We start from the raw sequence: 25,173 nt of genomic DNA on the forward strand, positions 1-25,173 counted from the left end.
AGTCGCGTTTCGCCTTCGGGCGCGGACCCAATTTCAGGCCCGATCTCTTAGTGCCTGCGCCTTCCTTCGGCCTTCGTCGCTAAGCTCCCAGCGGCCGCGGGGTGAGTCCGAACGCAAATATCCTTCTTTCTTCAGATCACTGCGCTCCCAACACGTTGCGTTCCACCACCGAGCCTCGCCGGTTTCGACTAACTTGTAGTCTGCAGGACTAAGTCGCGCTTCAACCAGCGGATGCATTGCGTCTCGAATCTCCTCTAGAGAACCGGCGCCGCCCAATTTTTCTAGAGTCAGCAGCAGTGGATTGCGAAACTCCTTCTGCGGCAGCTTTCGCCCAGCGTCTGTAGTCTTCGGGCGGCCGGTGGTAGAACGACCCCTGGTAGGTCTCTCGGTAACGCCTTCTAACGCGTCCAATGCACGCCTTACGATATCGTCAGGCGTGTCTTCGAGTGGACGTGCGTGCCGCTTCATGCGTTCCCAAGTCGCATCCGTAACTCTGATGACCGGCATCATGGATTCCCTCCGTTGAGTTTCGATCAGCTGATAACCTTGTAACAAGGTTTCTGTCAAATACCCGAGATGAGTTATCTTGTGACCCTTGAATCGTTCCGTCACGCAGCTTGGCGAAAAGGGCGCTGTCAATTGTTCAGAGCGGCGGCGCGTCTCAACGAATCGCGAACAAATCCTCCATGCGGGGTTCCCGCTCCACGAAATCCGCCACCGCGGCATAGACCGCGTCGAGATCGGCATCGTCGATGCAATAGGGCGGCATCACGTACACCGTGTTGCCGAGCGGCCGGATCAGCACGCCGCGCGTCAGCGCGAAATCGCGCAGCCGTGGGCCCACGGCATTCAGATAGGCCGATTCGCCCGCGCCGATCTCGGCGGCGACGATCGTGCCCAGCCGGCGCGGGTTGCGGACCAGCGGATGCCGGGCGAGCGTGTCGAGATGGTCCTGCTGGCGGTCGCCCAGATCGGCGATGCGTTCGCGCACCGGCTCGTCGCGCCAGATCGCCAGATTGGCGTTGGCCGCCGCGCAGGCGATCGGATTGGCGGTGTAGCTCGACGAGTGGAAGAACATGCGGGCGCGATCGGTCGACAGATGCGCCTCGAAGATCGGTGCGGTCGCCATCGTCACCGCCAGCGGGATCGCCCCGCCGGTCAGCCCCTTGGACAGGCAGAGAATGTCGGGCACCACGCCCGCCTGCTCGCAGGCGAGCAGGGTTCCGGTGCGGCCCCATCCCGTCATCACTTCATCGGCGATGAACAGCACGCCGTGCGCCGCGCAGATCCTGCGCATCTCGGCGAGCAGGCTGGCGGGGTAGAATTTCATGCCGCCCGCGCCGAGCACCAGCGGCTCGACCAGCAGCGCGGCGGGCTTGTCGCGGCACTGCGCCTCCAGCGCGTCGAGCGTCGCCTGGCTCTGGCCGGGCTCGGGGAAGGGGATGGTCGCGACGTCGAAGAGCAGGGGCTGATAGGGCCGGTTGAACACGCCGCGCGCGCCGACCGACATGCCGCCGATCGTGTCGCCATGATAGCCATGCTCCATCACGACGATGCGGTGGCGGGGCTCGCCGCGATTGTCCCAGAAGCCGAGCGCCATCTTCAGCGCCACTTCGACGCTGGTCGAGCCGCTGTCGGAGAAGAAGACGTGCCGGAGCGGATCGGGCAGGATCCGCACCAGTTCGCGGGCGAGCGCTTCGGCCGGCTCATGAGTCCAGCCGGCGAAGATGATCTGGTCCATGCGGCGCGCCTGCTCGGCGATCGCGGCCATGATCCGCGGATGGCAATGGCCATGCGTCGTCACCCACCAGGAGGAGATCGCATCGACGAAGCGCCGCCCGTCCCGCGTGTGCAGCGCCGCGCCTTCGGTGCGCACCACTTCGGGGATCGGCTCGCCGAGCCCGTGCTGGGTGAAGGGATGCCAGACGGGGGAAGTCATGCGGTGAAGTCCGTGCAGGTGAAGGCTTGGGCGAAGGCGGCGGCGAGGGCGGGGCGGTCGAGCGTGTCGAGGATCGGCAGCCGACCGAGCCGGCGGACCCCGCCGATCGCGGCGATGGTCGCCTCGCTGTCCTCGTTCGCCGCGCCGACAAAGGCGACGCCGAGGATCGGCACGCCGCGGGCGCGGAGCGCCTCGATCGAGAGCAGGCTGTGGTTGATCGTGCCCAGCGCAGTGCGGGCGACGAGGACCACCGGCAATCGCCAGCGCGCGAACAGATCGGCGTAGAGCAGTTCGCGCGTCACCGGCACCAGCACGCCGCCGGCGCCTTCGATCACCAGCGGGTCGATCGCGGGCGGATCGAGCCGCGCCGGATCGATCGTCACGCCGTCGATCTCGGCGGCCAGGTGCGGCGAGCAGGGGGTGTTCAGCCGATAGGCCTCGGGCAGCACCGCCGCGCCGGACAGGGCCGCGACCCGTTCGGCATCGCTGGCGCCCGCGAGCCCGCTCTGCACCGGCTTCCAATAGGTCGCGCCCAGGGCTCCGGCCAGGCCGGCGGCGAACACGGTCTTGCCGATATCGGTATCGGTGCCGGTGACGACGATCCTCATGCCAGGCCCCGCAGCGCATCGGCGAGCGCGGCGACATCTTCCTCGCCGGCATTGAGAGTCAGCGAGATGCGCAGCCGCGACGTGCCCGCCGGCACGGTCGGCGGGCGGATGCCGCGCACGTCGAAGCCCTGTGCCTGCAGCGCCGCCGCCATTTCCATGGTCCGCGCATCGTCGCCGATCACCAGCGGCAGGATCTGCGAACCGGTCGGCCGCACTCCGGCCGGGGCCAGCAATTGCTCGGCGCGCGCGATCAGCGCCTGCAGCCGCCCGCGCCGCGGCGGCTCGGCGATCAGCCCGAGCGCGGCCCGCACCGCCGCCGCCATCAGCGGCGACGGCGCGGTCGAGAAGATGAAGGCGCGGCCGCGATTGACCAGGAAGTCGCGCACCACCCGTGGCCCGCACAGCAGCGCGCCTTCGCAGCCCAGCGCCTTGCCGCAGGTATGCAGCGTGATCAGGTTCGGCCGCCCGGCCAGCCCCGCCGCCAGTCCGCGGCCGTCGGGCCCGAACACGCCGGTGGCGTGTGCCTCGTCGACGACCAGGATCGCTTCGTGGCGGTCCGCGACTTCGGCGAGCGCGGCGAGCGGCGCCTGGTCGCCATCCATCGAATAGAGGCTCTCCACCACGATCCACACGCGCCCGGTGCCGCCTCCGGCCCGCCAGGCGGCGATCGCATCGGCAAAGCCGTCCGCGTCGTTGTGCGCGGCGCCGCGCGCTTCGGCCCGGCTCAGCCGCATGCCTTCATGCGCGCTGGCGTGGATCAGCGCGTCATGGACGATCAGGTCGCCGCGCTGGGGCAGGGTGGCGAGCAGGGCCGCGTTCGCCGCATAGCCGGTCGAGAAATAGAGCGTCTGCTCCGCTCCGAAGAAGCGTGCCGCTTCCGCTTCCAGCTGCTCGTGCTCGGCATGGTTTCCGCGCAGCAGCCGCGAGCCGCCCGATCCGATCGGCACGCCCGCATCGATCGCGCCGCGCACCGCCGCTGCCAACGCGGGATCGCCGGCCAGCGCCAGATAGTCGTTGGAGGCGAAGTCCCGCCCCGCCGGCACCGCCAGCCGCCGCGCGCGCGAACGCTCGGCAAGTTCGGCAAGATCGCGGCGCTGCACATCGAAATAGACCATCCCCGCGCCCATAGGCGCAGCGGACGCGATCGGCCAAGCGGAGAGGCGTCGTGCGGGGAGGATTGCCCGAACGTCGATCCGCCCCGGCGCTACTCCGCCTCGGCCGCCGCCAGGGCCTCCCGCAGCCCGGTCATGGGCATGACGTCCCCTTCGGCCACCTCGACGGCATATTGATTGACGAGGTGCCATTTATTCCGCGTGACCAGCAGGAGCAGGTCCTGGTTGAGCGGCAGCATGTTGCCGTCGATCCGGACGGTTGCGACGAACAGGCCGTCGAGCCACACGAGCGCGACGTTGTTGGTGCCGTTGAAGAAGCAGCCCGGGCCATCGCTGGCGTTGAGCCGGCGCGGCACGGCCTGGCTGCGCGGCTGATACTTGCTCGCGCCCGACTGGTTCCAGCCCGCGATCGTTCCGCCGGCCGTGCCCAGGCCGTTGGTGCTCAGGTTCAGGTCCTGGCTGGTCATGTTGAACACATAGACATTGCCCGTGGCGGTGTTCGCAGTCGCCTCCATGGTCGCTCTCCCTCCGTTTAGCTTATGCCACTCGGACATATCATGGCCCGCGCGCCGGCGTCGCCGCGGATTGGGGCCGTTTCGGCGGCAGCCCGGAGGCCCCATCGGCAGGGCTTGCTCGGGCAGGCGGGTAAGTGTATTATCATTATAATACACACGGGAGAAATGCCATGCAGCGCCCCTTTGCCGGCAATAGCGGAAGGCCCTTCGGCACGGTGGCGGCGCTGTTCTGCCTGCTGCTGGCCGTCGCGGCGATCGTGCTGGGCGACGTGTCGCACGACCTGGCGGGAGCGGCGGACCCGTTCTCGGCGATCGCCCGGAACAAGCTCGACATGGCCCAGCCCTATTGGGGATTGCTGCTCGCCGGCGAGATCGTCCGCTCCGTGCTCGCCAGCGGGCTGCTGCTCGCGATGCTCACCCTCGCCGCGCCGATCGGCCCGCGCACGCCGGGACGGGACGTGGCGCTGCTCGCCGGCGGCGCCGGCATCCTCTGCCTCGCCATCGCCGCGCATTTCAGGATCGAGGCGACCGCGCTGATCGGCCAGGGGCGCATCTCGCCGCGCGCCGATCTCGTCGCCGCGCTCACCCTGCTCGGCCATGCCGGCGTGGCCCTCTGGGCGACGCTGACGGTGCGCGAGGCGCGGATGGCGGGGAGCCTGCCGGGCTGGGTGCAGCTTGCCGGCCTGCTCTTCGCCTGCCTCGTCTTCCTTTCGGGCTTCGTGCGGCCCTTCCTGGAATTCGCCGCCTTTGCCGGCATTCTCTGGTGGGGCGGAATCTTCCTCACCCTCCGTCGTCCGGAAGACCGCGCCATGCGCTGACGCCTTGCAACAAGGCGGCGTTTCCCCGATCACGCCGCCGAGCAAGGAGCAAGACCGATGAAGACCCGCGCCGCCGTCGCCTTCGAAGCGAAGAAACCGCTCGAGATCGTCGAGCTCGACCTCGAAGGGCCCAAGGCCGGCGAAGTGCTGGTCGAGATCATGGCGACCGGCATCTGCCATACCGACGCCTATACGCTCGACGGATTCGATTCCGAGGGCATCTTCCCGAGCGTGCTGGGCCATGAGGGGGCGGGCATCGTCCGCGAAGTCGGGGCGGGCGTCGCCAGCGTGAAGCCGGGCGACCATGTGATCCCGCTCTACACGCCCGAATGCCGCCAGTGTAAGTCGTGCCTGTCGGGCAAGACCAATTTGTGCACCGCGATCCGCGCCACCCAGGGCAAGGGCCTGATGCCCGACGGCACCACGCGCTTCAGCTATCGCGGCCAGCCGATCTACCATTACATGGGCTGCTCGACCTTCTCGAACTTCACGGTGCTGCCCGAGATCGCGGTGGCGAAGATCCGCGAGGACGCGCCGTTCCAGACCAGCTGCTATATCGGCTGCGGCGTCACCACCGGCGTCGGCGCGGTGGTCAACACCGCCAAGGTCCAGGTCGGCGAGAAAGTGGTGGTGTTCGGCCTGGGCGGGATCGGCCTCAACGTGATCCAGGGCGCTCGGATGGTGGGCGCGGACGTGATCGTCGGCGTCGACATCAATCCGGACCGCGAGGCGTGGGGCCGCAAGTTCGGCATGACTCATTTCATCGACGGCAAGGGCAAGTCGCGCGAGGCGGTGATCGCCGAAGTGCTTGCGCTCACCGATGGCGGCGCCGACTATAGCTTCGATGCCACCGGCAATACCGAAGTGATGCGCACCGCGCTCGAATGCTGCCATCGCGGCTGGGGCGAATCGATCATCATCGGCGTGGCCGAGGCGGGAAGGGAGATCGCGACGCGCCCCTTCCAGCTGGTCACCGGCCGTGTCTGGAAGGGCACTGCGTTCGGCGGCGCCAAGGGCCGGACCGACGTCCCGAAGATCGTCGACTGGTACATGAACGGCAAGATCGCGATCGACCCGATGATCACCCATGTCCTCACGCTGGAGGAGATCAACAAGGGCTTCGACCTGATGCATGCGGGCGAGAGCATCCGCAGCGTCGTCGTCTATTGAGGAGAGCGCCATGTTCAGCCACGTCATGCTCGGCAGCAACGATCTCGCCCGTTCGCGGGCCTTTTACGACGCGCTGTTCGGCGCGGTCGGCGGCAAGCCGGCGATGGCCGACGACAAGGGCCGGCTGATCTACCTACACAAGGGCGGGATCTTCATGGTCTCCATGCCGCTCGACGGCGATCCCGCCTGCCATGCCAATGGCGGCACGATCGGCTTCGCGATGGACGGCCCCGAGCAGGTCGTGGCCTGGCACGATGCCGGCGTCGCCGCGGGCGGCACGTCGATCGAGGATCCGCCCGGCCTGCGCGAACTGCCCTTCGGCAAGATGCACCTCGCCTATCTCCGCGATCCCGACGGCAACAAGCTGTGCGGGCTGTGGCGCGTGCCGGCATGAGCGAAGTCGTCAACCTGGCGGAGAAGTTCGCCGGCTTCTCCGAGCATTGGGCGCCGCGCATCGTCGCGCGCTACAACGACAACGACATCCGCATCGTGAAGGTGGAGGGCGAGTTCGTCTGGCACAGCCATCCCGAGACCGATGATTTCTTCCTGGTGCTCGAAGGCGTGCTCGACATCGAGCTGCGCGATCGCACGGTGACGCTCCATCCGGGCGAGATCTTCGTCGTGCCGCGCGGCGTCGAGCATCGGCCGGTCGCGCGGCGGGGCGAAGTGAAGCTCATCGTGATCGAGCCCATGGGCACCCCCAATACCGGCGATGCGGCCACGGCGACGCAGGTGGAGGCGCTGTGATGCCATGGCAGCCGGCCCGCCGCGCATGACCGCGCCGGCCTGGATCCTGACCCTGGATTGCGAGGACCGGCCGGGCATCGTCGCGGCGGTGAGCGGATTCCTCGCCGCGCGCGACGGCTTCATTCTCGACAGCCAGCAATATGCCGATCTCGATTCGGGCCGCTTCTTCATGCGCGTCGAGTTCAAGGCGGTGGGGGCGCCCTTCGAGACCGCGGTGCTGCGCGCGGATTTCGCACCCGTGGCGGAGCGTTTCGGCTTCGACTGGGCGATGGCGGAGAGCAACAGGTTCCCGCGCATCCTGATCGCGGTGTCGCGGGGCTCGCACTGCCTCAACGACCTGCTCCACCGCTGGAAGACCGGCGGCCTGGGCGTCGAGATCGCGGGCGTGGTCTCGAACCACGACACGCTGCGCGACCTCACCGAATGGCATGGCCTGCCCTTCGTCCTGCTGCCCGAGGACAAGGCATCGCAGGAGGCGGCGCTGCTCGCCGAGTTCGACCGCGCCGATGCGGACTATCTGATCCTCGCGCGCTACATGCAGATCCTGTCGCCCGCGCTTGCCGATCGGCTGGCGGGGCGATGCATCAACATCCATCACAGCTTCCTGCCAGGGTTCAAGGGCGCCAGGCCCTATCACCGGGCGCATGCGCGCGGCGTGAAGCTGATCGGCGCCACCGCGCATTTCGTCACCGGCGACCTCGACGAGGGGCCGATCATCGAGCAGGCGGTCGAGCGGGTCGACCACCGTGCCTCGGTCGACGACATGATCCGCATCGGCCGCGACATCGAGGCGCAGGTGCTCGCCCGCGCGGTGCAGTGGATCGGCGCCCGCCGGGTCTTCCGCAACGGCAATCGCACCATCGTCTTCCGCTGAAGGGCCGCCCATGGAACTGCTTTCCTCCAACAAGTCCCAGGGCGGCATGCAGGGCGTCTATCGCCACGCCTCGTCCGCCACGGGCACCGACATGACCTTCTCCGCCTTCGTGCCCGAGCATGCGCCGGGCGCGAAGCTGCCGGTGCTGTGGTTCCTGTCCGGGCTGACCTGCACCCATGCCAATGTCACCGAGAAGGGCGAGTATCGGGCGGCATGCGCCCGGCACGGCGTGATCCTGGTCGCGCCCGACACCTCGCCGCGCGGCCCGGGCGTGCCCGATGACGAGGCCTATGATTTCGGCCAGGGCGCCGGCTTCTATCTCGACGCGACCGAAGCGCCCTGGGCGGCGCAGTTCCGGATGCGCAGCTATGTCGAGCAGGAACTGCCGGCGCTGGTCGGGGCGGAATTCCCGGCGGACATGGGCCGCCAGGGCATTACCGGCCATTCGATGGGCGGGCATGGCGCGCTCACCATCGGCCTGCGCCATCCGGAGCGCTTCCGCTCGGTCTCGGCCTTCTCGCCGATCGCGGCGCCGAGCCGGGTGCCCTGGGGCGAGAAGGCGCTGGGCGGATATCTCGGCACGGATCGGGCGGCGTGGCGCGCCCATGACGCCGTCGCGCTGATCGAGGACGGCGCGCGCCTGCCCGAACTGCTGGTCGATACCGGCGCCGGCGATCCGTTCCTCGACACCCAGCTCAAGCCCGAACTGCTGGAGGCCGCCTGTCGCCGGGCGGGCATCGCGCTGACCCAGCGGCTCCAGCCGGGCTATGACCACAGTTATTATTTCGTCTCCACCTTTCTCGGCGCGCATGTCGCCTGGCACGCGGAGCGGCTGCACGCATGAGATACGACGTCCTCATCGTCGGCGCCGGCCATGGCGGCGCCCAGGCGGCGATCGCGCTTCGCCAGAACAAGTTCGAAGGCAGCATCGCGCTGCTCGGCGACGAGCCCGAACTGCCCTATGAGCGCCCGCCGCTCTCGAAGGAATATCTCTCCGGCGAGAAGCCCTTCGAGCGGCTGCTGATCCGCAACGCTGCCTTTTGGGAAGAGCGCCAGGTGACGCTGCTCCCCGGCCGCACCGTCACCGCGGTCGATCCCGTCGCGCATGCCGTCACCGCCGATGGCGAGGCGATCGGATATGGCCGGTTGATCTGGGCGACCGGCGGCAAGCCGCGCCGCCTGGCCTGTGACGGCCATGACCTTGCCGGCATCCACACCGTGCGCACCCGCGCCGATGTCGACCGGATGATGGGCGAGCTGGACGGCGTTTCCCGCGTCGCGGTGGTCGGCGGCGGCTATATCGGGCTGGAGGCGGCGGCCGTCCTCGCCAAGCTCGGCAAGCAGGTGACCGTGATCGAGGCGCTGGACCGGGTCCTGGCCCGTGTCGCCGGTGCGCCGCTGTCGCATTTCTTCGAGGCCGAGCATCGCGCCCATGGCGTCGAGATCCGGCTCGGCGCGCAGGTCGCGGCGATCGAGGGCGAGGACCGGGTCACCGGCGTCCGCCTGGCGGATGGCGAAGCGATCCCCGCCGACATGGCCATTGTCGGCATCGGCATCCTGCCCGCCGTCGAGCCGCTGCTCGCGGCCGGGGCGGTCGGCGGCAACGGCGTGCTCGTCGATGCCCAGTCCCGCACCAGCCTGGCGGACGTCTTCGCGATCGGCGACTGCGCGCTGCACGTGAACCGCTATGCCGGCGACATGGCGGTCCGCCTCGAATCGGTCCAGAACGCCAACGACCAGGCGACCGTCGCCGCGAAGACGATCTGCGGCGTCGAGGCGAGCTACGACGCCGTGCCCTGGTTCTGGTCCAACCAGTACGACCTCAAGCTCCAGACCGTCGGCATCTCGGCCGGGCATGACACCGTGGTGGTCCGCGGCGATCCCTCCACGCGCAGCTTCTCGCTGGTCTATTATCGGCAGGGCCGGGTGATTGCCCTCGACTGCGTCAACGCGGTCAGGGACTATGTCCAGGGCCGCAGGCTGGTGGTGGAGGGGCTCGCCGTCGATCCGGCGGCGATCGCCGACGCATCCGTTCCGATCAAGGAAATCGCAAGCTAGCCGAGCCTGACATTATGTCAGGTCTTGTTGACAATTGCGCGCGACTCGCTATGTAAGGTGTACCTGACAAGGTGTCAGGTCATGGGGACATGCCGAACAACGGATGCGAAACCGGCTGAAAGTGCTGCGCGCCGAACGCGACTGGAGCCAGGCGGAGCTTGGCGGTCGGCTCGGCGTGTCGCGCCAGGCCGTGAACGCGATCGAGACGGGCAAGCACGATCCGTCGCTGCCGCTCGCGTTCAAGATCGCGCGCCTGTTCGGCATGCCCATCGAGGAGATATTTTTCGATGGCGAGTCGGGAGGCGGGGATGACTGAGCGGGCGGGGCCCGGCGAACGTGCCGAGGTGGCGCGCCGCAATCGTTTCTGGCTGATGATGTCGGGCTTCATGCTGCTCGGCGCCGTGATCGGCGGCACCCTCGTCGCGATCCAGAACAGCCCGTCGGGCAGCCTGCCCGCGATCTGGGCGATCGCGATCACCGTGACCTTCGTCGCCGTCCTGGGCGGCGGCACCTGGTATTTCTACCGCGATATCGACGAGGTGGAGCGGCGGGACAATCTGATCGCGGGCACGATCGCGATCAATTTCTACGCGATCTTCTATCCCGCCTGGTTTTTCCTGTGGAAGGGCGGCCTGGTTCGCGAGCCCGATCACGAAATCGTCTTCGTGGCGACGCTGATTGTCATGAGCGCCGTCTATTTCTGGAAGAAACTTCGGCCCTGAGGGCCGCGCAACTGGAGTGATCCCGCGATGTTGAAGAAGAAGTTGCTCACCGTCCTGGCGGGCTTCACTGCCCTCGCCACGCTGCCGGCGGTCGCCTATGCCCAGGCCGCGCCGAAGGCGGCCGCGGCACCGGCCGCCAAGGAAGCCGATCCGGCGCTCTGGGTGGTCAAGGATGCCGATACCACCATCTATCTGTTCGGCACCGTCCATGTGCTCAAGCCCGGCCTCAGCTGGTTCGACAAGGCGGTGAAGGCGGCGTTCGACAAGAGCGACACGGTGGTGCTCGAGATGGTGATGCCCGAGCCCGCGGTGATGCAGGGGGTGATCATGAAGGCCGCGGTGGCGCCGCAGGCCGATCCTGCGCTCACCGCCAAGCTGCCCGAGGACGCCCGGCCCGCGCTCGCGGGCGCGCTGACCAGCCTCGGCATGCCGGCCACCGCGCTGGACCGTTTCGAGCCCTGGTATGCGGCGATGATGCTCAGCATGCTGCCGCTGGCCAAGCTGGGCTATGATCCTTCCAGCGGCGTGGAGGTGACCGTCACCGCCGCCGCCAAGTCGGCCAACAAGCGGCTGGAAGGGCTCGAGACCTTCGAGCAGCAGATCGGCTTCTTCGACACGCTGCCGGAGGGCCTGCAGGTCAAGTTCCTGGCCAATACGGTCAAGGAGTTCGACAAGATCGGTCCGCAGCTCGACAAGATGGTCGCGCAGTGGAGCGCCGGCGATCCCGATGCGCTCGGCGTGACGCTGAACGAAGAGATGCGCAAGACGCCGGAAGTGGGCAAGGTGCTGCTTTCCGATCGCAATGCCCGCTGGGCGGAGTGGATCGATGCGCGCATGGCCAAGCCGGGCACCGTGTTCATCGCGGTAGGCGCGGGGCACCTGGCCGGTGCCGACAGCGTCCAGGCCTATCTCGCCAAGCACAATCTCAAGGCCGAGCGCATCCAATATTGATTGCCCCGATATTGATGTGACGCCGGGAGCCGGGCAGGGATGGGCGCATCGAGCCCATCCCTGTCCCGGAGTTCCCGATGGCAAAGCCCCGCCCGTTTCTCGGTCTTCTCGCCGGTGTCGCCGCGGGGCTCGTCGCTTCCGCGGCGATGGCCGCTTTCCAGCACCAGGCCGGGAAACTGCTGCCCGAGGATGAAGGCGGGGACCCAGCAACGGTGAAGGCCGCCGACCAGGCGAGCGAGGCGCTGACCGGCGCGCCGGTGCCCGAGCCCTTGCGCGAGCAGGCCGGGCTGGCCGTCCATTACATCACCGGCGCCGTGCTCGGCGGCATCTACGGCGTCATCACCGAGTACAAGCCGGAGGCGAGCGCGGGTTTCGGCGGCGCCTATGGCATCGCGACCAGCGCGCTGCTCGACGAAGCCATCGTGCCCGCCGCCGGCCTGGCTCCAGGGCCGGAGGATACGCCGCTTGCCCAGCATGCCTATGGCGCGGCCTCGCACCTGGTCTATGGCATCGTTCTCGAAGGGGTGCGGTGGCTGATCGCCGGCAGGCGCTGATCAGAACAGCAGCCGCTGTGCCGGCGCGTCGCGCCCCGTGGGCGCCCCGCCGCGACGGCGCGCCAGTTCGGTCTGCGCCGTGAAGCGCACGTCCTCGTCGCGATCGTTCAGGAAGACGGCGAGCGAATCGTCGTCGATCTCGCTCCACTCCTTGCCGCGATCCGGCCCGAAGCGGACGCGCGGCAGCAGGCCCGGCGACTTGGACCATTCGACCAGCTGCGCGACGCCGACCTCGTTCAGCATGTCGCGCAGATGGTGCGCGGTGACATAGGCGTCGGGAAAGGCGCGGTGGGCGGGCAGGCCGCGTTCGTGCACCAGCCCCTCGGGATTGCGCCAATAGCGCAGGAACTGGTTCGAGAAGCCGCCGCTGTCCGGCCACAGCCGGAGCGCGCATTTCCAGGTGCAGATCCAGTCGGCGCCCCGGGTAAGGGCCGGGGTGCAATATTGCTCCTCGAAGCTCGCCCGGTGCGCCGCCAGCGCCACGCGGCGCGGCCAGGGATCGAGGATCGGCCGCGCGACGTCGTGCCACCAGGGCGCGTCGGCGACGTCCTCGTCGCGGATATGGTGGATCGCCATGGTGAGCGGCGGGATCGGCCGGCCGGGATTGACGAGCCGGTTGCCGCCTTCGCCATGGAGCTCCCAACGCCCGTCCTTGCCCATCGCGACGTCCTGCCAGCCGATTTCGCACACGGCATGGGCCGGCGGCTTGTCGCCGGTGGTTTCGAGATCGATGACACGGATGATGGGCGGGTGGGATGACGCCATGACCCCCAAATGGGGGCTGAGCGACGGAATTGCGAGTCGAATCGCCGCGAGGGCCGATCAGGCGGTGGCGGCGATCCAGCGGCGAACGATGTCGCGCAGTGCATCGGCATGCGCGATGACGTCCTCCGCGTCGCGCAGCTGGATCACGCCGCGGTCCGGCGCCGGCCATTGCGCGAGGCCGGCGGGATCCTCGAACCGGAAGCCCGCCATCGCCTTCGCCGTGGCCCCGCGATGCAGGACGATCCGGATGCCGCCCTTGCGATCGATGCCGAGCGTCACCTTGTGATCCTGGGCGTCGCGGAAGCTCGGCGCATTCCACTTCAATTCCTCGACCAGCCCGGGCGCCGCCTCGGCGACCAGCGCACGCAGCGCTTCGACGGCGGCGCGATGCGCGGGATCGAGCGTATCGAGGAATTCGGGAACCGATCCGGCCGCCATCAATGCCCCACCGTCTCCCCGCGCACGAGCCCGCTCTTCGCCAGCTGGTCGTCGATCTGGGCGAGCAGCCGGTCGAGCCCGGCCTGGTCCCGGGCCTCGGCGCGAGCGACCAGCACGTCCTGCGTGTTCGAGGCGCGCAGCAGCCACCAGCCATCGGCGGTGCTCACCCGGGCGCCGTCGGTGCGGTCGACATCGGCGCCATCGGCCTCGAGCCGGTCCAGGACCTCGTCCACCACCGCGAACTTGCGGCTCTCGTCCACCTGGAAGCGCATCTCGGGCGTGTTGACCAGCCGGGGCATCGCGTCCCTCAGCTCGGTCAGCGACTTGCCGATCACATGGATCGCCTGGATCAGCCGGATCGCCGCGTACTGGGCGTCGTCGAACCCGTAATAGTCCTGGGCGAAGAAGATGTGGCCGCTCATCTCGCCGGCCAGCGGCGCATGGGTTTCCTTCATCTTGGTCTTCACCAGGCTGTGCCCGGTCTTCCACATCAGCGGCTTGCCGCCCAGCTCGGCGATTCGGTCGAACAGCATCTGCGATGCCTTCACATCGGCGATGATCGTCGCGCCCGGCTCCACGCGCAGGACGGGTTCCGCCAATATGGACAGAAGCTGATCGCCCCAGATCACGCGGCCCTGCCCGTCGATCGCGCCCAGCCGGTCGCCATCGCCGTCGAAGGCAAGTCCGAAATCGAGCTGCTTCTCCGCGACGAGCCGCTTCAGATCGGCGAGGTTCTTCTCGTCGGTGGGATCGGGATGATGATTGGGGAAATTGCCGTCCACATCGGTGAACAGCGTGTGGTGCTCACCAGGGAGCAGCTTCACCAGCTTCTCGATCACCGGGCCGGCGGCGCCATTGCCCGAATCCCATCCGATGCGATAGGCGCCGCCGGCATAGCCCGCGATCAGCCGGCCGACATACAGGTCCTCGACATCGGCGTCGGTCACGGTCTCGCTGCCGTCGCCTTCGTCCCAATCGCCTTGCGCCGCCATCCGGCCGAGCAGCTGGATCTGCTCGCCGAAGAAGCTGGCGTGCTGAAACACCATCTTGAAGCCGTTGTAATGGCCGGGATTGTGGCTGCCGGTTATCTGGATGCCGCCATCCACCTCCAGCGTGGCCTCGGCATAATATAGCATCGGCGTCGGGCCCATGCCGGTGCGCACCACCGAGCAGCCCGACCTGGTGAGCCCGTCGATCAGTGCTTCCTCGAGCGCGGGCGAGGAGAGGCGGCCGTCGCGCCCCACGGCCACGCGGGTGCCGCCGGCGCGGCGCAGCAGCGTCGCGAAGCCGCGGCCGATCGCGCGGGCGTCGTCCGGGCCGAGGGTCTGCCCCACGATCCCGCGAATGTCGTACTCGCGCAGCGAAGTGGGGTCGAAGCGATGCGTCATGATGCCTCCCGGGGGAATCTCTGGCGGCCTAATTCGCGAATATCGGGGAAAGTTCAATCCGGCTTGGGGCGAAGCGATTCGCGGTGCGGAAGTCTGCGAAGCTTGCGCTATGGGGACGAGGGCTCAGCGGCCATGCCGCAGCAGCGTGTCGCGCGCCGAATTGATCCGCCGGGTCAGCTCGGCCGAGCCGCCCTTGTCCGGATGCACCGCCGAGACGAGCCGGCGATGTGCCGAGCGGATTGCCTCGTCATCGGCATCGGCGGCCACGCCCAGGATCGCGCGCGCCTCTTCCTCGGGCATGCGCGGCCCCTTGGAGCGCGGCTTCAGCACGAGCAGGTACAGCGCGTAGAGGACCAGCGCCGCGATGATCAGCTTCGCCATCAGGCGAACAGCGGCATGGTGACTTCGGGAAGCGCGAGCCCGGCCATCATCTCGCGCAGTTCCTGTCGCGCGGCGACGTGCGCCAGGCCCATCTCGCCGAATTCGCGGCTGTCGAGCATGGTCAGCCCCTGGGGGAACAGCTCGCGATAGATCACGCGCTCAGAAAGCCCCGAGATCACGCGGAAGCCGACGCGCTTCGAAAGCTGGTCGATCGCCTCCGACACGCGCTTCATGTTGCGCGCCTCGATGTGCTGCATGCGGTTGCGCAGCACCACCCAGTCGATCGTCTCGCCGTCGGCCTTGGCGCGGCGCTTGCGCGATTCCCAGATCAGCTCGGAATAGAAGCTGGGGCGGACGACCTTGAAGGTATCGGGGTCGACCTGGCCGATCAGGTCGAAATCGACGAAGCTGTCGTTCATCGGGGTGACCAGCGTGTCGGCATTGGTGACGGCGATGCGGGCGAACTTGTCGTCGCGGCCCGGCGTGTCGATCACCAGGAAGTCCGCGCCCGTGCCCAGCCGGTCGAGCGCCTCGGAGAAATAGGCCATGCTCTCGCCGTCATGCGTGTCGTAGACCGGCATCGGCAGCTCGCGGCCCATGCGCTTCATCGTCGCGCCGCGATTGTCGAGATAGCGGCCCATGGTGCGCTGCCGATGGTCGAGATCGAAGCAGGCGACGCGCGCGCCCTTCGACGCGAGCGCGATGGCGGTGTGGACCGCCGTGGTGGATTTTCCGGTGCCGCCCTTCTCGTTCGCGAATACGAGAACGTGCAGCCGCTTCGATCCTTCGCTCAACGTCTCAACATCCTTTATTGATCGATCGGCCCGCCCCCCATAGAAGGCCGCGCCTCCGTCTTATCGAAAGTGTTAACGCGTGCAAACAGTCCGTCAGCTCGAAGCCCTTCGCGAGGCGATCGCCGCCTGGCGCCAGGCAGGCGAGCGCATCGCCCTCGTCCCCACCATGGGGGCGCTGCATGACGGGCACATGGCGCTGGTCGATGCCGCCAGGCGCGCCGCGAACCGCGTCGTCGTCTCGATCTTCGTGAACCCGAAGCAGTTCGGCCCGGGTGAGGATCTCGCCAAATATCCCCGCAAGGAAGCCGCGGATTCGCGCATGCTCTCGGGCGCGGGGGTGGACCTGCTGTGGATGCCGCCGGTGGAGCTGGTCTATCCCGAAGGCTTTGCGACCAACGTCTCGGTCTCGGGCGTGAGCGAAGTGCTCGAGGGCGCGCACCGGCCGGGCCATTTCGACGGCGTGGCGACGGTGGTCGCCAAGCTGTTCGGCCAGGCCCAGCCCGACATCGCGTTCTTCGGCGAGAAGGACTGGCAGCAGCTCGCCGTGATCCGCCGCATGACCATGGACCTCGACCTGCCGGTCGAGATCCAGTCGGTGCTGACCCAGCGCGACGATGATGGCCTGGCCCTGTCGTCGCGCAATGCCTATCTGATGCCCGAGGAGCGCGCCAAGGCCGTGGCGCTGCCCCGCGCGCTCGGCGCGGCGGGCAAGGCGATCGTGGAGGGCGGCGACGTCGAGGCGGCGCTTGCCCAGGCGCGCGAGACGCTGGCCGCGGCAGGCTTCGAGATCGACTATGTCGCGCTCGCCGATGCCGCTACGCTGGCGCCCGTGGCCGCCTATTCCACCGACCGGCCGCTGCGCCTGCTCGCCGCCGCCCGGATCGGGGCCACCCGGCTGATCGACAACATCGCGATACCCTGAACAATTACGGTTAACGCCGTTAACCATTTGTTTTGGATTCGAGTGCCAAACCCCATCCACCACGAAAGGGTGGAAAGGGGTAAGCGACATGGGCAGCAGCCTGAAGAGTGCGCGTTTCCTTATCGAGAGCCGGCTGCGCGATGCGGCCCGGGGCGATGCCAATGCGTGCTACGATCTGGGGATGGTCTATTCGAGCGGCGCGGACGGTATCGGCGTCGATCTGATCGAGGCGCATAAATGGTTCAACATCGCCGCGGTTACTGGCGACGCTCGCGCGCAGGAATGCCGTGCCGAGATCGCCGAGGACATGACCGCGCGCGAGATCATCGAAGCACAGAAGGCCGCACGGGCCTGGCTCCGCGGTTTCGAGGTGCGGGCGGCCTGATCCGCCGGCCTCGCCTCAATCGAGGCTGAGTTCCATATCGACCCGGTGCATTCCGGGGCCCCAGCCATCGGCGATCCGGCCGCGCGACCGCGCGCCGTGCCGCGCGAAGAAGGGCTCCGACAGATGACTGGCCGCGATGTCGATCATATGGGCGCCGCCTGCCCTGGCCGCCGCCATCGTCGCGGCGATCATCGCCCCGCCGGCTCCCGATCCCTGCGCCGCGGGATCGACCATGATCCAGTTCAGCCGCGCCCGTGCGCCGTGCAGCGCGACTCCGAATGCCGCGACCACCCGGCCATCGCGCTCGCACAACCGGTACTCGCCGGCATGCGCGCGCAGATAGCCGATGAACTCGGCGCGTTCGTTCGGGGCGAAGAAGCGCGGGCAATTGGCATCGAACAACGCCAGGCAGGCGGACAGGTCCGCCTCCCCGAACGCGCGGATGCCCGGCTTCATCCCGTCTTCGCCGCGGCCTTTTTGGGCGCCGCCTTCTTGGCGGGCGCCTTCTTGGCCGGGGCCTTCTTCTTGCCCTTGCCCTTGGCCGGGCCCGCCGCCGCGCGCGCGTCGATCAGCTGGGCGGCTTCCTCGAGCGTCAGCTGGTCCTTGTCGATCGACTTGGGCAGCGTGGCATTGGTCTCGCCATCGGTGACATAGGCGCCGTAGCGGCCGTCCATCAGCTTGATCTCGGCCTCGGTCCGCGGATGCTTGCCGAGCAGCTTGAGGGGCTCGCGCGCGGCGCCCCGGGCCGGACGGCCCGAATTCGCCGCCGCTTCGGCCAGCTTGACCACCGCGGCGTTCATGCCGGTCTCGAACACTTCCATGGTCGAGCCGAGCCGCGCGTACTTGCCGTCATGGGCCAGATACGGCCCATAGCGGCCGATCGAGGCAGTGATCGGATTGCCGGTCTCCGGATGGTCGCCGATGACGCGCGGCAGCTTGAGCAGCTTGAGTGCCAGCTCGAGATCCAGCTCGACGTCCTTGGGGATCGAGGCGCGCGCCGCTTCCTTGCCCTCGCCGAGCTGGATGTACGGCCCGAACCGGCCCGACTTGCGCTCGACGTTGAGGCCCGTTTCCGGATCCTGGCCGAGCACTTCCGGCCCGCTGTCCTCGCCCGCTTCCCCGCCCGGCTGGGCGAAGCGGCGGGTATATTTGCATTCGGGATAGTTGGAGCAGGCGATGAACGCGCCGAACTTGCCGCCGCGCAGCGCCAGCCTGCCGTTGCCGCAATTGGGGCACAGCCGCGGATCGCTGCCGTCCGCCTTTTCCGGGAACAGATAGGGCGCCAGGAACTCGTCCAGGGCGGCCGTGATGTCCGACGGCTTCTGCTCCATCACGTCTGCCGTGCGCGGCTTGAAGTCCTTCCAGAAGGCCTCGAGCACTGCCTGCCACTGGGCGCGGCCGCCCGATACGTCGTCCAGCTCCTCCTCCAGCTCGGCGGTGAAGTCGTAGTTGACGTATTTCTGGAAGAAGCGCTCGAGGAACGCCGTCAGCAGCCGGCCGCTTTCCTCGGCGAAGAAGCGGTTCTTCTCGACGCGGACATAGGCGCGGTCCTTCAGGACCTGGATGATCGAGGCATAGGTCGACGGGCGGCCGATCCCCAGCTCTTCCAGCCGCTTGACCAGCGAGGCTTCGGAGAAGCGGGGCGGCGGCTGGGTGAAATGCTGCTCGGCATGGACTGCCTTCTTCGCCGGAGTCGCGCCTTCGCTCATCCGCGGCAGGCGGCGCGAATCCTCATCGCCTTCGTCGTCGCGGCCTTCCTCGTAGAGCGCGAGATAGCCGGGGAAGAGCACCACCTGGCCGGTGGCGCGCAGCCCGTGCTGGCTGGTGCCGTCCTCCAGGTCGATCGTGGTGCGCTCCATCCGGGCCGAGGCCATCTGGCTGGCCAGCGCGCGCTTCCAGATCAGGTCGTACAGCTTGCCGTGATCGCCCGAGCCGGCGCGATCCTTGGAGAAGTCGGTCGGGCGGATCGCCTCGTGCGCTTCCTGGGCGTTCTTCGCCTTGGTGGTGTAGACGCGCGGCTTGTCGGGCACGTACGACCCGTCATAGCGCGTCGCGACGGCCTTGCGGGCCTCCTGGATCGCGCCAGGGTCCATCTGCACGCCGTCGGTACGCATGTAGGTGATCGCACCATCTTCGTACAAACCTTGCGCGATCCGCATGGTGTGGCTGGCCGAGAAGCCCAGCTTGCGCGCGGCTTCCTGCTGCAGCGTCGAGGTGGTGAAGGGCGGCGGCGGGTTGCGCATCGCCGGCTTGGTCTCGACCGAGACCACGGTGAAGCGGCCTTCCTCGACCGCCTTCTTCGCGGCCTCGGCGGTCTTGCCGTCGCCGATCGAAAGCCGGTCGAGCTTGTCACCCTTGTACTTGACCAGCCGCGCCTGGAACGGCGTGCCGTCCTGCTCCATGTCGGCGGTGACCGACCAATATTCCTGTGGGCGGAAGCCTTCGATCTCGCGCTCGCGTTCGACGATCAGGCGCAGCGCCACCGACTGGACGCGGCCTGCCGACTTGGCGCCGGGCAGCTTGCGCCACAGCACCGGCGACAAGGTGAAGCCCACCAGATAGTCCAGCGCGCGGCGGGCCCGGTATGCGTCGATCAGGTCGGTATCCAGCTCGCGCGGCTGCGCCATCGCGGTCAGGATCGCCGGCTTGGTGATCGCGTTGAAGGTGACGCGCTCCACTTCCCTGGGCAGCGCCTTCTTGTTCCGGAGCACTTCCTGCACGTGCCAGCTGATCGCCTCGCCCTCGCGATCGGGGTCGGTCGCGAGGATAAGCCGGTCGGCCTTCTTCGCTTCGTCGGCGATGGCCTTCAGCTGCTTCGACTTGTCGGCATAGGTCTCCCATTCCATCGCGAACCCTTCGTCCGGGTCGACGGAGCCGTCGCGCGCCGGCAAGTCGCGGACATGGCCGTAGGAGGCGAGGACGCGGTAGTCCTTGCCGAGATATTTCTCGATGGTCTTCGCCTTGGCCGGCGATTCTACGATGACGAGCTGCATGGGGGGTAGGCGTTCCTCACGTGTACGCGTGTAAGGTGGGGAGGGGAGACGGGAGCCGTCAACCCGGTTGATCTGGAACCTGAAGCGGTTTTGCGGGTATCACTCGTCGAGGCCGAGGGGGAGCAGGATATTGCCCGAAGAGACAGTGCCGCCGCAGTCGCGCCGCTCGCATCGGCGCCTGTGGATCTTCGGAACTATCCTGGCCCTGCTCGCGGCGGCCGGCGGCGCCGGCTTCCTCTGGCTCCGCGCCGCGCTCGACGTGAAGGCCGAGGCGCCGCCGCGCGCCAGCGACGCGATCGAAGTGCCGAGGCAGGTTTCCGCGATCGACGTGCCGCTCGACGTGAACGTCTCCGTCCTCAGCCGCGCGCTCGAACGGGCGGTGCCGCGCACGCTCTGGTCGATCGACCAGCAGATCGACAATTGCGTGCCGGCGCAGCGGGTGAAGCTGTTCAGCAAGAAGCTCAAGGTCACGCCCGATCTCGGCTGCACCGTGGTCGGCACGGTCACCCGCTCGGCGATCCGGCTGCGCGGCGCGGGCGACGAGATCATCGCCGACGTGCCGATCCGCGCCAATATCGCCGCGCGCCATGTCGGCGGCTTCCTCAAGGGCAAGACCGCGACCGGATCGGCGATGGTCCATGCCCGGGTCCGCCTGTCGATGACCGCCAACTGGCAGCCCCAGGCGACCGTCCGCCTGGCCTATGCCTGGACGGCGCCGCCCGGGATCGATTTTCTCGGCCGCCGCATCACCTTCACCGACAAGGCCGACGAGAAGCTCCGCCCGGTGGTGCGCGATGTGGAGCGCACGCTGCCGCGCGAGATCGCCAAGCTCAACGTCCGCGCCCGCGTCGCCGATGCCTGGCGGCAGAGCTTCACCGCGTTGCAGCTCAATGCCGAGAACCCGCCGGTCTGGATGCGGATCACGCCGCAGAAGCTCAACTATGGCGGCTATGGCCTGGCTGGGAACCGCCTGCGCCTGCGCCTCGGCCTGTCCGCGCTCACCGAGACGTTCGTCGGCCCGCGGCCCGAGGATCCCGCGCCCACGCCGCTGCCGCCGCTCGGTCGCGATGCGCATGGCGCGAAGCTTGCCTTCTTCATCCCGGTGATCGCCGACTATGCCCAGCTGGAGCCGGTGTTGCAGAAAGCGCTTGCCAAGCGCTCGACGCGGCCGTTCGAACTGCCGGGCATCGGCCCGGTGGTCGCGCGGTTCGACAAGGTGACCGGCTATGGCACCACGGGCGGCCGCATCGCGGTGGGCCTGGCGATCGCCGCCCGCCGGCAGAACAGCGCGACCGAGACGCATGGCCTGGTCTGGCTCACGGCAATTCCGGTCAACCAGCCCGGCTCGCAGAAGGTCGCCTTCAAGGACCTTTCGGTCTCGGGCCAGACCGACGGGATCGGTGGCGACCTGCTGGTCAAGCTGGTGCAGAGCCCGGCCATCGCCGAGACGCTCGCCGAATCGCTGACGCAGAATTTCACGCATGATTTCGACAAGCTGCTCGGCAAGGTCCGCCGCGCCATCGTCCAGAAGCGCGCCGGGGACTTCGTGATCCGCGCCGACATCGCCGACGTGCGTACCGGCGAGCTCAAGGCCGCCGGGCAGGGGGTCTATCTGCCCGTCTGGGCCTCGGGCACCGCGCGGGTGGAGTATGTCGGGCGGTAGCGGGGGAGGTTCCCAGCTCCCCGCCCGTCCAGGGAGGGGAGTGTCTTACGCCGGCATCTTCGCCCGCACCGCATCGATATCCGCCGCCGAATGCCGCTCCGGCACGCGCTGGTCCTCCGGCCCGGTGCCGCGATTGACCAGCCGGCCGCGCTGGACGGCCTCGCGCGCACCGACTTCCGCGACCCAGCGGTTGAAGTGCGCATATTCGGCGGTGTTCAGGAATTCGGCCGCGCCGGGATAGGCATCCCCGCGCGCGACGCCGCCATACCAGGGCCAGATCGCCATGTCGGCGATGGTATAGTCGTCGCCCACCATGTAGCGATTGTCCGCCAGATGCGTGTCGAGCACATGGAGCTGGCGCTTCACTTCCATCGCATAGCGGTTGATCGCATATTCGACCTTGTAGGGCGCATAGACGAAGAAATGGCCGAAGCCGCCGCCCAGGAACGGCGCCGAACCCATCTGCCACATCAGCCAGCTCATCGTCGCCGCGCGCCTTGCCGGATCGCTGGGCAGGAAGGCGCCGAACTTCTCGGCCAGATAGACCAGGATCGCGCCGCTCTCGAACACGCGGATGGCGGGATCGACCGAATGGTCGACCATCGCCGGGATCTTCGAGTTGGGGTTGATTTCGACGAAGCCGCTGCCGAACTGGTCGCCCTCGCCGATGTTGATCTTCCACGCATCATATTCCGCGCCCGCATGGCCGGCGGCGAGCAGCTCCTCGAGCATGATCGTAACCTTCTGCCCATTGGGCGTGCCGAGCGAATAGAGCTGGATCGGGTGCGCGCCGACTGGCAGCGGCTTTTCGTGCGTCGCGCCCGAGACCGGCCGGTTGATGTTCGCGAACTGGCCGCCGCTGGGCTGCTCCCAGGTCCACACCCTGGGCGGGACATAGCCGGCGGGCTGGTTGTTCGCGGGGTCTTGGGCGTCGGCCATGTCGGGGTTCCTTGTGGGGAGGATTGCCCCGGCGATGTAGGAACCGCGGCGGGACTTGCCAGCCCCGGTCAGGCGAAGATCTGCTCGAGTTGCGGCGCCGCTTCCCGGGCCGAGAAGGAATAGATCGCCATCGCCAGGAACCAGGTGAGCACCGTCGAGGCATAGGCAAGCAGATTGCTGGCGAGCGCCGGCACCAGCGGGGCGGGGCCATACTCCGGCATGAGGAAGAGATCGAGCACCGCCGATACGACCAGGCCGGTGCCGACCACCAGAAATGCGAGGCAGATCGGCACGGCCCTGCCGCGCGTACGGGTCCAGCTGGCGCCCAGTGCCGCTCCCATTCCCTTGCCCTCCGCGATCACGATCGGCACGGCGATCGACCAGCGCGCGAGCAGGTAGAGCCCGGGCAGCACGAGGAGGAAGATGCCGAGCAGAATGGCGAGGCCCGAGACGATGCTCAGCAGCGCATAGCTGCCGGCGCGGCCGGGCACGTCGTCGGCTTGCATCAATCCCGCGCGGCGCGCCACCCGGCCGCTCACGATGAACTGGCCGAAGATGCTGACGATCCCGCCGACAAAGGCGAAGCGGGCGTCGCCGCCGCCGCCGGGCAGCACGGCCAGTGCCGTGGTAGGGAGCGCCAGCGCCAGCCAGAAGATCAGCGTGGCGCGGGGCGCGAGCCGGACCATCTCGCCGGTCCGCCGCAGGATCATGCCCGTGTCGTATTCTTCCATTCCGCCCCCCTTCACCGGGCCGCCAGGCTCACCCGCCCGCCCGCATGCCGCTCCAGCCGCCCGGCCAGCTCCAGCTCGAGCAGCACCGTCTGCACCACCGCCGGCGCCAGCCCCGATTGCCGGATCAGCTCGTCCGCCGCCACCGGCACCGGCCCGAGCAGCCCGGCCACAGCGCGGCGATCCGCATCGCCCGCATCCTCGGGCGGCGGGCCGCGCCAGCCGGCGCCCGGCACCCGCACGGCCCGCGGGTCGATCGGGCGGACCATCTCCAGAATGTCGTCCACGCCCTGCACCAGGGTCGCGCCCTCGCGGATCAGCAGGTTGCAGCCCTGCGCCCGCGGGTCGAGCGGCGAGCCGGGCACCGCCATCACTTCGCGCCCGGCCTCGGCGGCGATCCGGGCGGTGATCAGCGAGCCGGAGCGCGGCGCCGCTTCCACCACCACCGTGCCGAGCGCGAGCCCGGCGATGATCCGGTTGCGCGCAGGGAAGAAGCGGGCGAGCGGCTCGGTGCCCGGCGGCTGCTCGGCCAGCAACAGCCCTTCGCGTGCCACGCGCTCCTGCAGCTCGCGATTCTCGGGCGGGAAGGCGATGTCGATCCCGCTCGCGATCACACCCACCGTGCCGCTGGCGAGCGAGCCGACATGCGCGGCGGTGTCGATCCCCCGTGCCAGCCCCGAGACCAGCGTCACCCCGGCCTCGCCCAGCCCGAGCGCGAGCTGGCGGGCGAAGCGACAGGCGGCGGCCGAGGCGTTGCGGGCGCCGACGATGGCGACGGTGGGGCGGGCGAGCAGCGCCGGCCGGCCCCGCAGGATCAGCGCGGGCGGCGCATTCTCCAGCTCGGCAAGGAGCGGAGGATAGTCCGCATCCTCCAGGAACAGGTAGCGCGCGCCCAGCCGCTCGACGGCCGCGATCTCGCGCCGCACCGCGCCCGGATCCGCGATCACCGGCGCCCGCCCGCCGCCACGCGCGGCCAGCATCGGCAGCGCGTCGAGCGCCGCCTCGGCGGTGCCGAAGCGGGCGATCAACTGGGCATAGGTGACGGGGCCGATATTGGCGGAGCGCAACAGCCTTAGCCGTGCCTCCCGCGTGTCAGCCACTTTTCTTCCCGATGCGGGGCTCGGTGCCGTTCAGCAGGCGATCGATGTTGGCGCGGTGCTTCCACAGCACGATCATCGCCAGCGCGAGCAGCATCAGCACCAGCTCGATCCGCCCGAAAAAGGCGGCGCTCACCGGCGCGCTGATCGCCGCGCTCATCCCCGCGAGCGAGGAGATGCGCAGGATCGCCAGCAGCCCGAGCCAGACCACCGCGAACACGATCGCCGAGGGCCAGTGGAGCGCGAGCACCACGCCCATCATGGTCGCCACGCCCTTGCCCCCGTTGAAGCGCAGCCACACCGGATAGCAATGGCCGATGAACGCGGCGAGCCCGCCCAATATGCCGCCGCCCGGCACGAGCATGCCGGCGATCCACACCGCGGCGGCACCCTTGGCGAGATCGAGCAGCAAAGTCGCGGCCGCCAGCCCCTTGCGGCCGGTGCGCAGCACGTTGGTCGCGCCGATGTTGCCCGAGCCGATCTGGCGCAGGTCGCCGGCGCCGAAGAAGCGCGTGAGCAGCAGCCCGAACGGAATCGAGCCCAGCAGATAGCCGAGCAGCAAGACCCCTGCGGGAGCGAGCCATGGAATGTCGGTCGTCAATTCATCCCCCT

The 25,173-nt window shown here is 68.5% G+C and carries 30 protein-coding genes; 14 read left to right on the forward strand and 16 right to left on the reverse strand.

All coding sequences use genetic code 11. From position 1 onward, the window contains the following. Positions 1–33: 33 nt before the first annotated feature. The 5 genes from CAP40_RS20905 to CAP40_RS05130 form a co-directional block, all read right to left on the reverse strand. A complete protein-coding gene (locus CAP40_RS20905) occupies positions 34–747 on the reverse strand; it encodes a winged helix-turn-helix domain-containing protein (RefSeq protein WP_086128216.1) in 714 nt (237 codons plus the stop codon). After that, positions 662–1,939 carry an adenosylmethionine--8-amino-7-oxononanoate transaminase gene (locus CAP40_RS05115; protein ID WP_086128217.1) on the reverse strand — a complete coding sequence of 426 codons (1,278 nt, stop codon included), beginning with the start codon at positions 1,937–1,939 and terminating at the stop codon, positions 662–664. The genes CAP40_RS20905 and CAP40_RS05115 overlap by 86 nt, the downstream gene beginning before the upstream one ends. Then, entirely contained in the window at positions 1,936–2,547 is a 612-nt protein-coding gene (gene bioD / locus CAP40_RS05120; RefSeq protein WP_086128218.1) for a dethiobiotin synthase, read from the reverse strand. Before bioD ends, CAP40_RS05115 begins: the two co-directional genes overlap by 4 nt. Continuing rightward, positions 2,544–3,662, reverse strand: a complete 1,119-nt coding sequence (locus CAP40_RS05125; RefSeq protein ID WP_086128476.1) for an 8-amino-7-oxononanoate synthase — start codon at positions 3,660–3,662, stop codon at positions 2,544–2,546. The genes bioD and CAP40_RS05125 overlap by 4 nt, the downstream gene beginning before the upstream one ends. An 89-nt stretch (positions 3,663–3,751) precedes the next feature. Then, a complete protein-coding gene (locus CAP40_RS05130) occupies positions 3,752–4,174 on the reverse strand; it encodes a hypothetical protein (RefSeq protein WP_086128219.1) in 423 nt (140 codons plus the stop codon). 170 nt (positions 4,175–4,344) lie between these two features. Between CAP40_RS05130 and CAP40_RS05135 the strand changes: the two genes are divergently transcribed. From CAP40_RS05135 to CAP40_RS05185, 11 genes are all read left to right on the forward strand, one after another. Continuing rightward, positions 4,345–4,992 (forward strand): hypothetical protein, encoded by a 648-nt coding sequence (locus CAP40_RS05135; protein ID WP_086128220.1) that lies wholly within the window; start codon positions 4,345–4,347, stop codon positions 4,990–4,992. A 57-nt stretch (positions 4,993–5,049) separates the two neighbouring features. Next, the gene (locus tag CAP40_RS05140; RefSeq protein ID WP_086128221.1) at positions 5,050–6,162 is read left to right on the forward strand and encodes an S-(hydroxymethyl)glutathione dehydrogenase/class III alcohol dehydrogenase; all 1,113 of its coding nucleotides are present in this window, start codon (positions 5,050–5,052) and stop codon (positions 6,160–6,162) included. A gap of 10 nt (positions 6,163–6,172) precedes the next feature. Then, complete coding sequence (locus CAP40_RS05145) at positions 6,173–6,556, forward strand: VOC family protein (RefSeq protein WP_086128222.1); 384 nt, start codon at positions 6,173–6,175, stop codon at positions 6,554–6,556. After that, positions 6,553–6,909 carry a cupin domain-containing protein gene (locus CAP40_RS05150; RefSeq protein ID WP_086128477.1) on the forward strand — a complete coding sequence of 119 codons (357 nt, stop codon included), beginning with the start codon at positions 6,553–6,555 and terminating at the stop codon, positions 6,907–6,909. Before CAP40_RS05145 ends, CAP40_RS05150 begins: the two co-directional genes overlap by 4 nt. Before the next feature lie 4 nt (positions 6,910–6,913). Next, on the forward strand, positions 6,914–7,783 hold the full coding sequence (gene purU, locus CAP40_RS05155; RefSeq protein WP_373384836.1) for a formyltetrahydrofolate deformylase: 870 nt from the start codon (positions 6,914–6,916) through the stop codon (positions 7,781–7,783). 10 nt (positions 7,784–7,793) lie between these two features. Continuing rightward, positions 7,794–8,627 carry an S-formylglutathione hydrolase gene (gene fghA / locus CAP40_RS05160; protein WP_086128223.1) on the forward strand — a complete coding sequence of 278 codons (834 nt, stop codon included), beginning with the start codon at positions 7,794–7,796 and terminating at the stop codon, positions 8,625–8,627. Then, the gene (locus CAP40_RS05165; protein ID WP_086128224.1) at positions 8,624–9,841 is read left to right on the forward strand and encodes an NAD(P)/FAD-dependent oxidoreductase; all 1,218 of its coding nucleotides are present in this window, start codon (positions 8,624–8,626) and stop codon (positions 9,839–9,841) included. The genes fghA and CAP40_RS05165 overlap by 4 nt, the downstream gene beginning before the upstream one ends. 103 nt (positions 9,842–9,944) lie before the next feature. Then, positions 9,945–10,157, forward strand: a complete 213-nt coding sequence (locus tag CAP40_RS05170; RefSeq protein WP_086128225.1) for a helix-turn-helix transcriptional regulator — start codon at positions 9,945–9,947, stop codon at positions 10,155–10,157. Continuing rightward, positions 10,150–10,563 (forward strand): hypothetical protein, encoded by a 414-nt coding sequence (locus CAP40_RS05175; RefSeq protein ID WP_086128226.1) that lies wholly within the window; start codon positions 10,150–10,152, stop codon positions 10,561–10,563. Before CAP40_RS05170 ends, CAP40_RS05175 begins: the two co-directional genes overlap by 8 nt. A 27-nt stretch (positions 10,564–10,590) precedes the next feature. Continuing rightward, entirely contained in the window at positions 10,591–11,514 is a 924-nt protein-coding gene (locus CAP40_RS05180) for a TraB/GumN family protein (protein WP_086128227.1), read from the forward strand. 77 nt (positions 11,515–11,591) lie between these two features. Beyond that, positions 11,592–12,068: a DUF1440 domain-containing protein gene (locus CAP40_RS05185; RefSeq protein ID WP_086128228.1), complete on the forward strand. Its 477-nt coding sequence runs from the start codon at positions 11,592–11,594 to the stop codon at positions 12,066–12,068. Here the strand turns inward: CAP40_RS05185 and CAP40_RS05190 are convergent, their stop codons facing one another. From CAP40_RS05190 to CAP40_RS05210, 5 genes are all read right to left on the reverse strand, one after another. After that, on the reverse strand, positions 12,069–12,833 hold the full coding sequence (locus tag CAP40_RS05190) for an exonuclease domain-containing protein (RefSeq protein WP_086128229.1): 765 nt from the start codon (positions 12,831–12,833) through the stop codon (positions 12,069–12,071). It abuts the gene before it with no gap. Between the two features lie 57 nt (positions 12,834–12,890). Next, complete coding sequence (locus tag CAP40_RS05195) at positions 12,891–13,271, reverse strand: DUF1801 domain-containing protein (protein ID WP_086128230.1); 381 nt, start codon at positions 13,269–13,271, stop codon at positions 12,891–12,893. Then, the gene (gene pgmG / locus CAP40_RS05200) at positions 13,271–14,659 is read right to left on the reverse strand and encodes a phosphoglucomutase/phosphomannomutase PgmG (protein ID WP_086128231.1); all 1,389 of its coding nucleotides are present in this window, start codon (positions 14,657–14,659) and stop codon (positions 13,271–13,273) included. Before pgmG ends, CAP40_RS05195 begins: the two co-directional genes overlap by 1 nt. Positions 14,660–14,782: 123 nt before the next feature. Then, positions 14,783–15,040, reverse strand: a complete 258-nt coding sequence (locus CAP40_RS05205; RefSeq protein WP_086128232.1) for a J domain-containing protein — start codon at positions 15,038–15,040, stop codon at positions 14,783–14,785. Then, positions 15,040–15,834 (reverse strand): division plane positioning ATPase MipZ, encoded by a 795-nt coding sequence (locus tag CAP40_RS05210; protein WP_086128233.1) that lies wholly within the window; start codon positions 15,832–15,834, stop codon positions 15,040–15,042. Before CAP40_RS05210 ends, CAP40_RS05205 begins: the two co-directional genes overlap by 1 nt. Before the next feature lie 79 nt (positions 15,835–15,913). On the opposite strand from CAP40_RS05210, the gene panC reads away from it, so the two are divergent. Continuing rightward, positions 15,914–16,756, forward strand: coding sequence for a pantoate--beta-alanine ligase (gene panC / locus CAP40_RS05215; RefSeq protein ID WP_086128234.1), 843 nt, complete (start codon positions 15,914–15,916; stop codon positions 16,754–16,756). 88 nt (positions 16,757–16,844) lie between these two features. Beyond that, the gene (locus tag CAP40_RS05220) at positions 16,845–17,141 is read left to right on the forward strand and encodes a hypothetical protein (protein WP_086128235.1); all 297 of its coding nucleotides are present in this window, start codon (positions 16,845–16,847) and stop codon (positions 17,139–17,141) included. A gap of 15 nt (positions 17,142–17,156) precedes the next feature. On the opposite strand, the gene CAP40_RS05225 is transcribed toward CAP40_RS05220, so the two are convergent. Together CAP40_RS05225 and topA are read right to left on the reverse strand one after the other, a co-directional pair. After that, on the reverse strand, positions 17,157–17,597 hold the full coding sequence (locus CAP40_RS05225) for a GNAT family N-acetyltransferase (RefSeq protein WP_086128236.1): 441 nt from the start codon (positions 17,595–17,597) through the stop codon (positions 17,157–17,159). Further along, a complete protein-coding gene (gene topA, locus CAP40_RS05230; RefSeq protein ID WP_086128237.1) occupies positions 17,594–20,134 on the reverse strand; it encodes a type I DNA topoisomerase in 2,541 nt (846 codons plus the stop codon). The genes CAP40_RS05225 and topA overlap by 4 nt, the downstream gene beginning before the upstream one ends. Positions 20,135–20,264: 130 nt before the next feature. On the opposite strand from topA, the gene CAP40_RS05235 reads away from it, so the two are divergent. Beyond that, positions 20,265–21,797 carry a DUF4403 family protein gene (locus tag CAP40_RS05235; RefSeq protein WP_179187915.1) on the forward strand — a complete coding sequence of 511 codons (1,533 nt, stop codon included), beginning with the start codon at positions 20,265–20,267 and terminating at the stop codon, positions 21,795–21,797. A 45-nt stretch (positions 21,798–21,842) separates the two neighbouring features. Here CAP40_RS05235 and yghU read toward each other — a convergent pair whose 3' ends face one another. The 4 genes from yghU to plsY all read right to left on the reverse strand — a co-directional run bounded on the left by yghU (position 21,843) and on the right by plsY (position 25,162). Beyond that, complete coding sequence (gene yghU / locus CAP40_RS05240; RefSeq protein WP_086128239.1) at positions 21,843–22,736, reverse strand: glutathione-dependent disulfide-bond oxidoreductase; 894 nt, start codon at positions 22,734–22,736, stop codon at positions 21,843–21,845. 68 nt (positions 22,737–22,804) lie between these two features. After that, positions 22,805–23,467, reverse strand: a complete 663-nt coding sequence (locus CAP40_RS05245) for a glycerophosphoryl diester phosphodiesterase membrane domain-containing protein (RefSeq protein WP_144034229.1) — start codon at positions 23,465–23,467, stop codon at positions 22,805–22,807. A gap of 11 nt (positions 23,468–23,478) precedes the next feature. Further along, positions 23,479–24,564 carry a DNA-processing protein DprA gene (gene dprA, locus CAP40_RS05250; RefSeq protein WP_086128241.1) on the reverse strand — a complete coding sequence of 362 codons (1,086 nt, stop codon included), beginning with the start codon at positions 24,562–24,564 and terminating at the stop codon, positions 23,479–23,481. After that, a complete protein-coding gene (gene plsY / locus CAP40_RS05255) occupies positions 24,557–25,162 on the reverse strand; it encodes a glycerol-3-phosphate 1-O-acyltransferase PlsY (protein WP_256924021.1) in 606 nt (201 codons plus the stop codon). Before plsY ends, dprA begins: the two co-directional genes overlap by 8 nt. Between the last annotated feature and the right edge of the window lie 11 nt (positions 25,163–25,173).

The organism is Sphingomonas sp. IBVSS2, from assembly GCF_002127225.1.
Taxonomy (GTDB): Bacteria; Pseudomonadota; Alphaproteobacteria; order Sphingomonadales; family Sphingomonadaceae; genus Sphingomonas.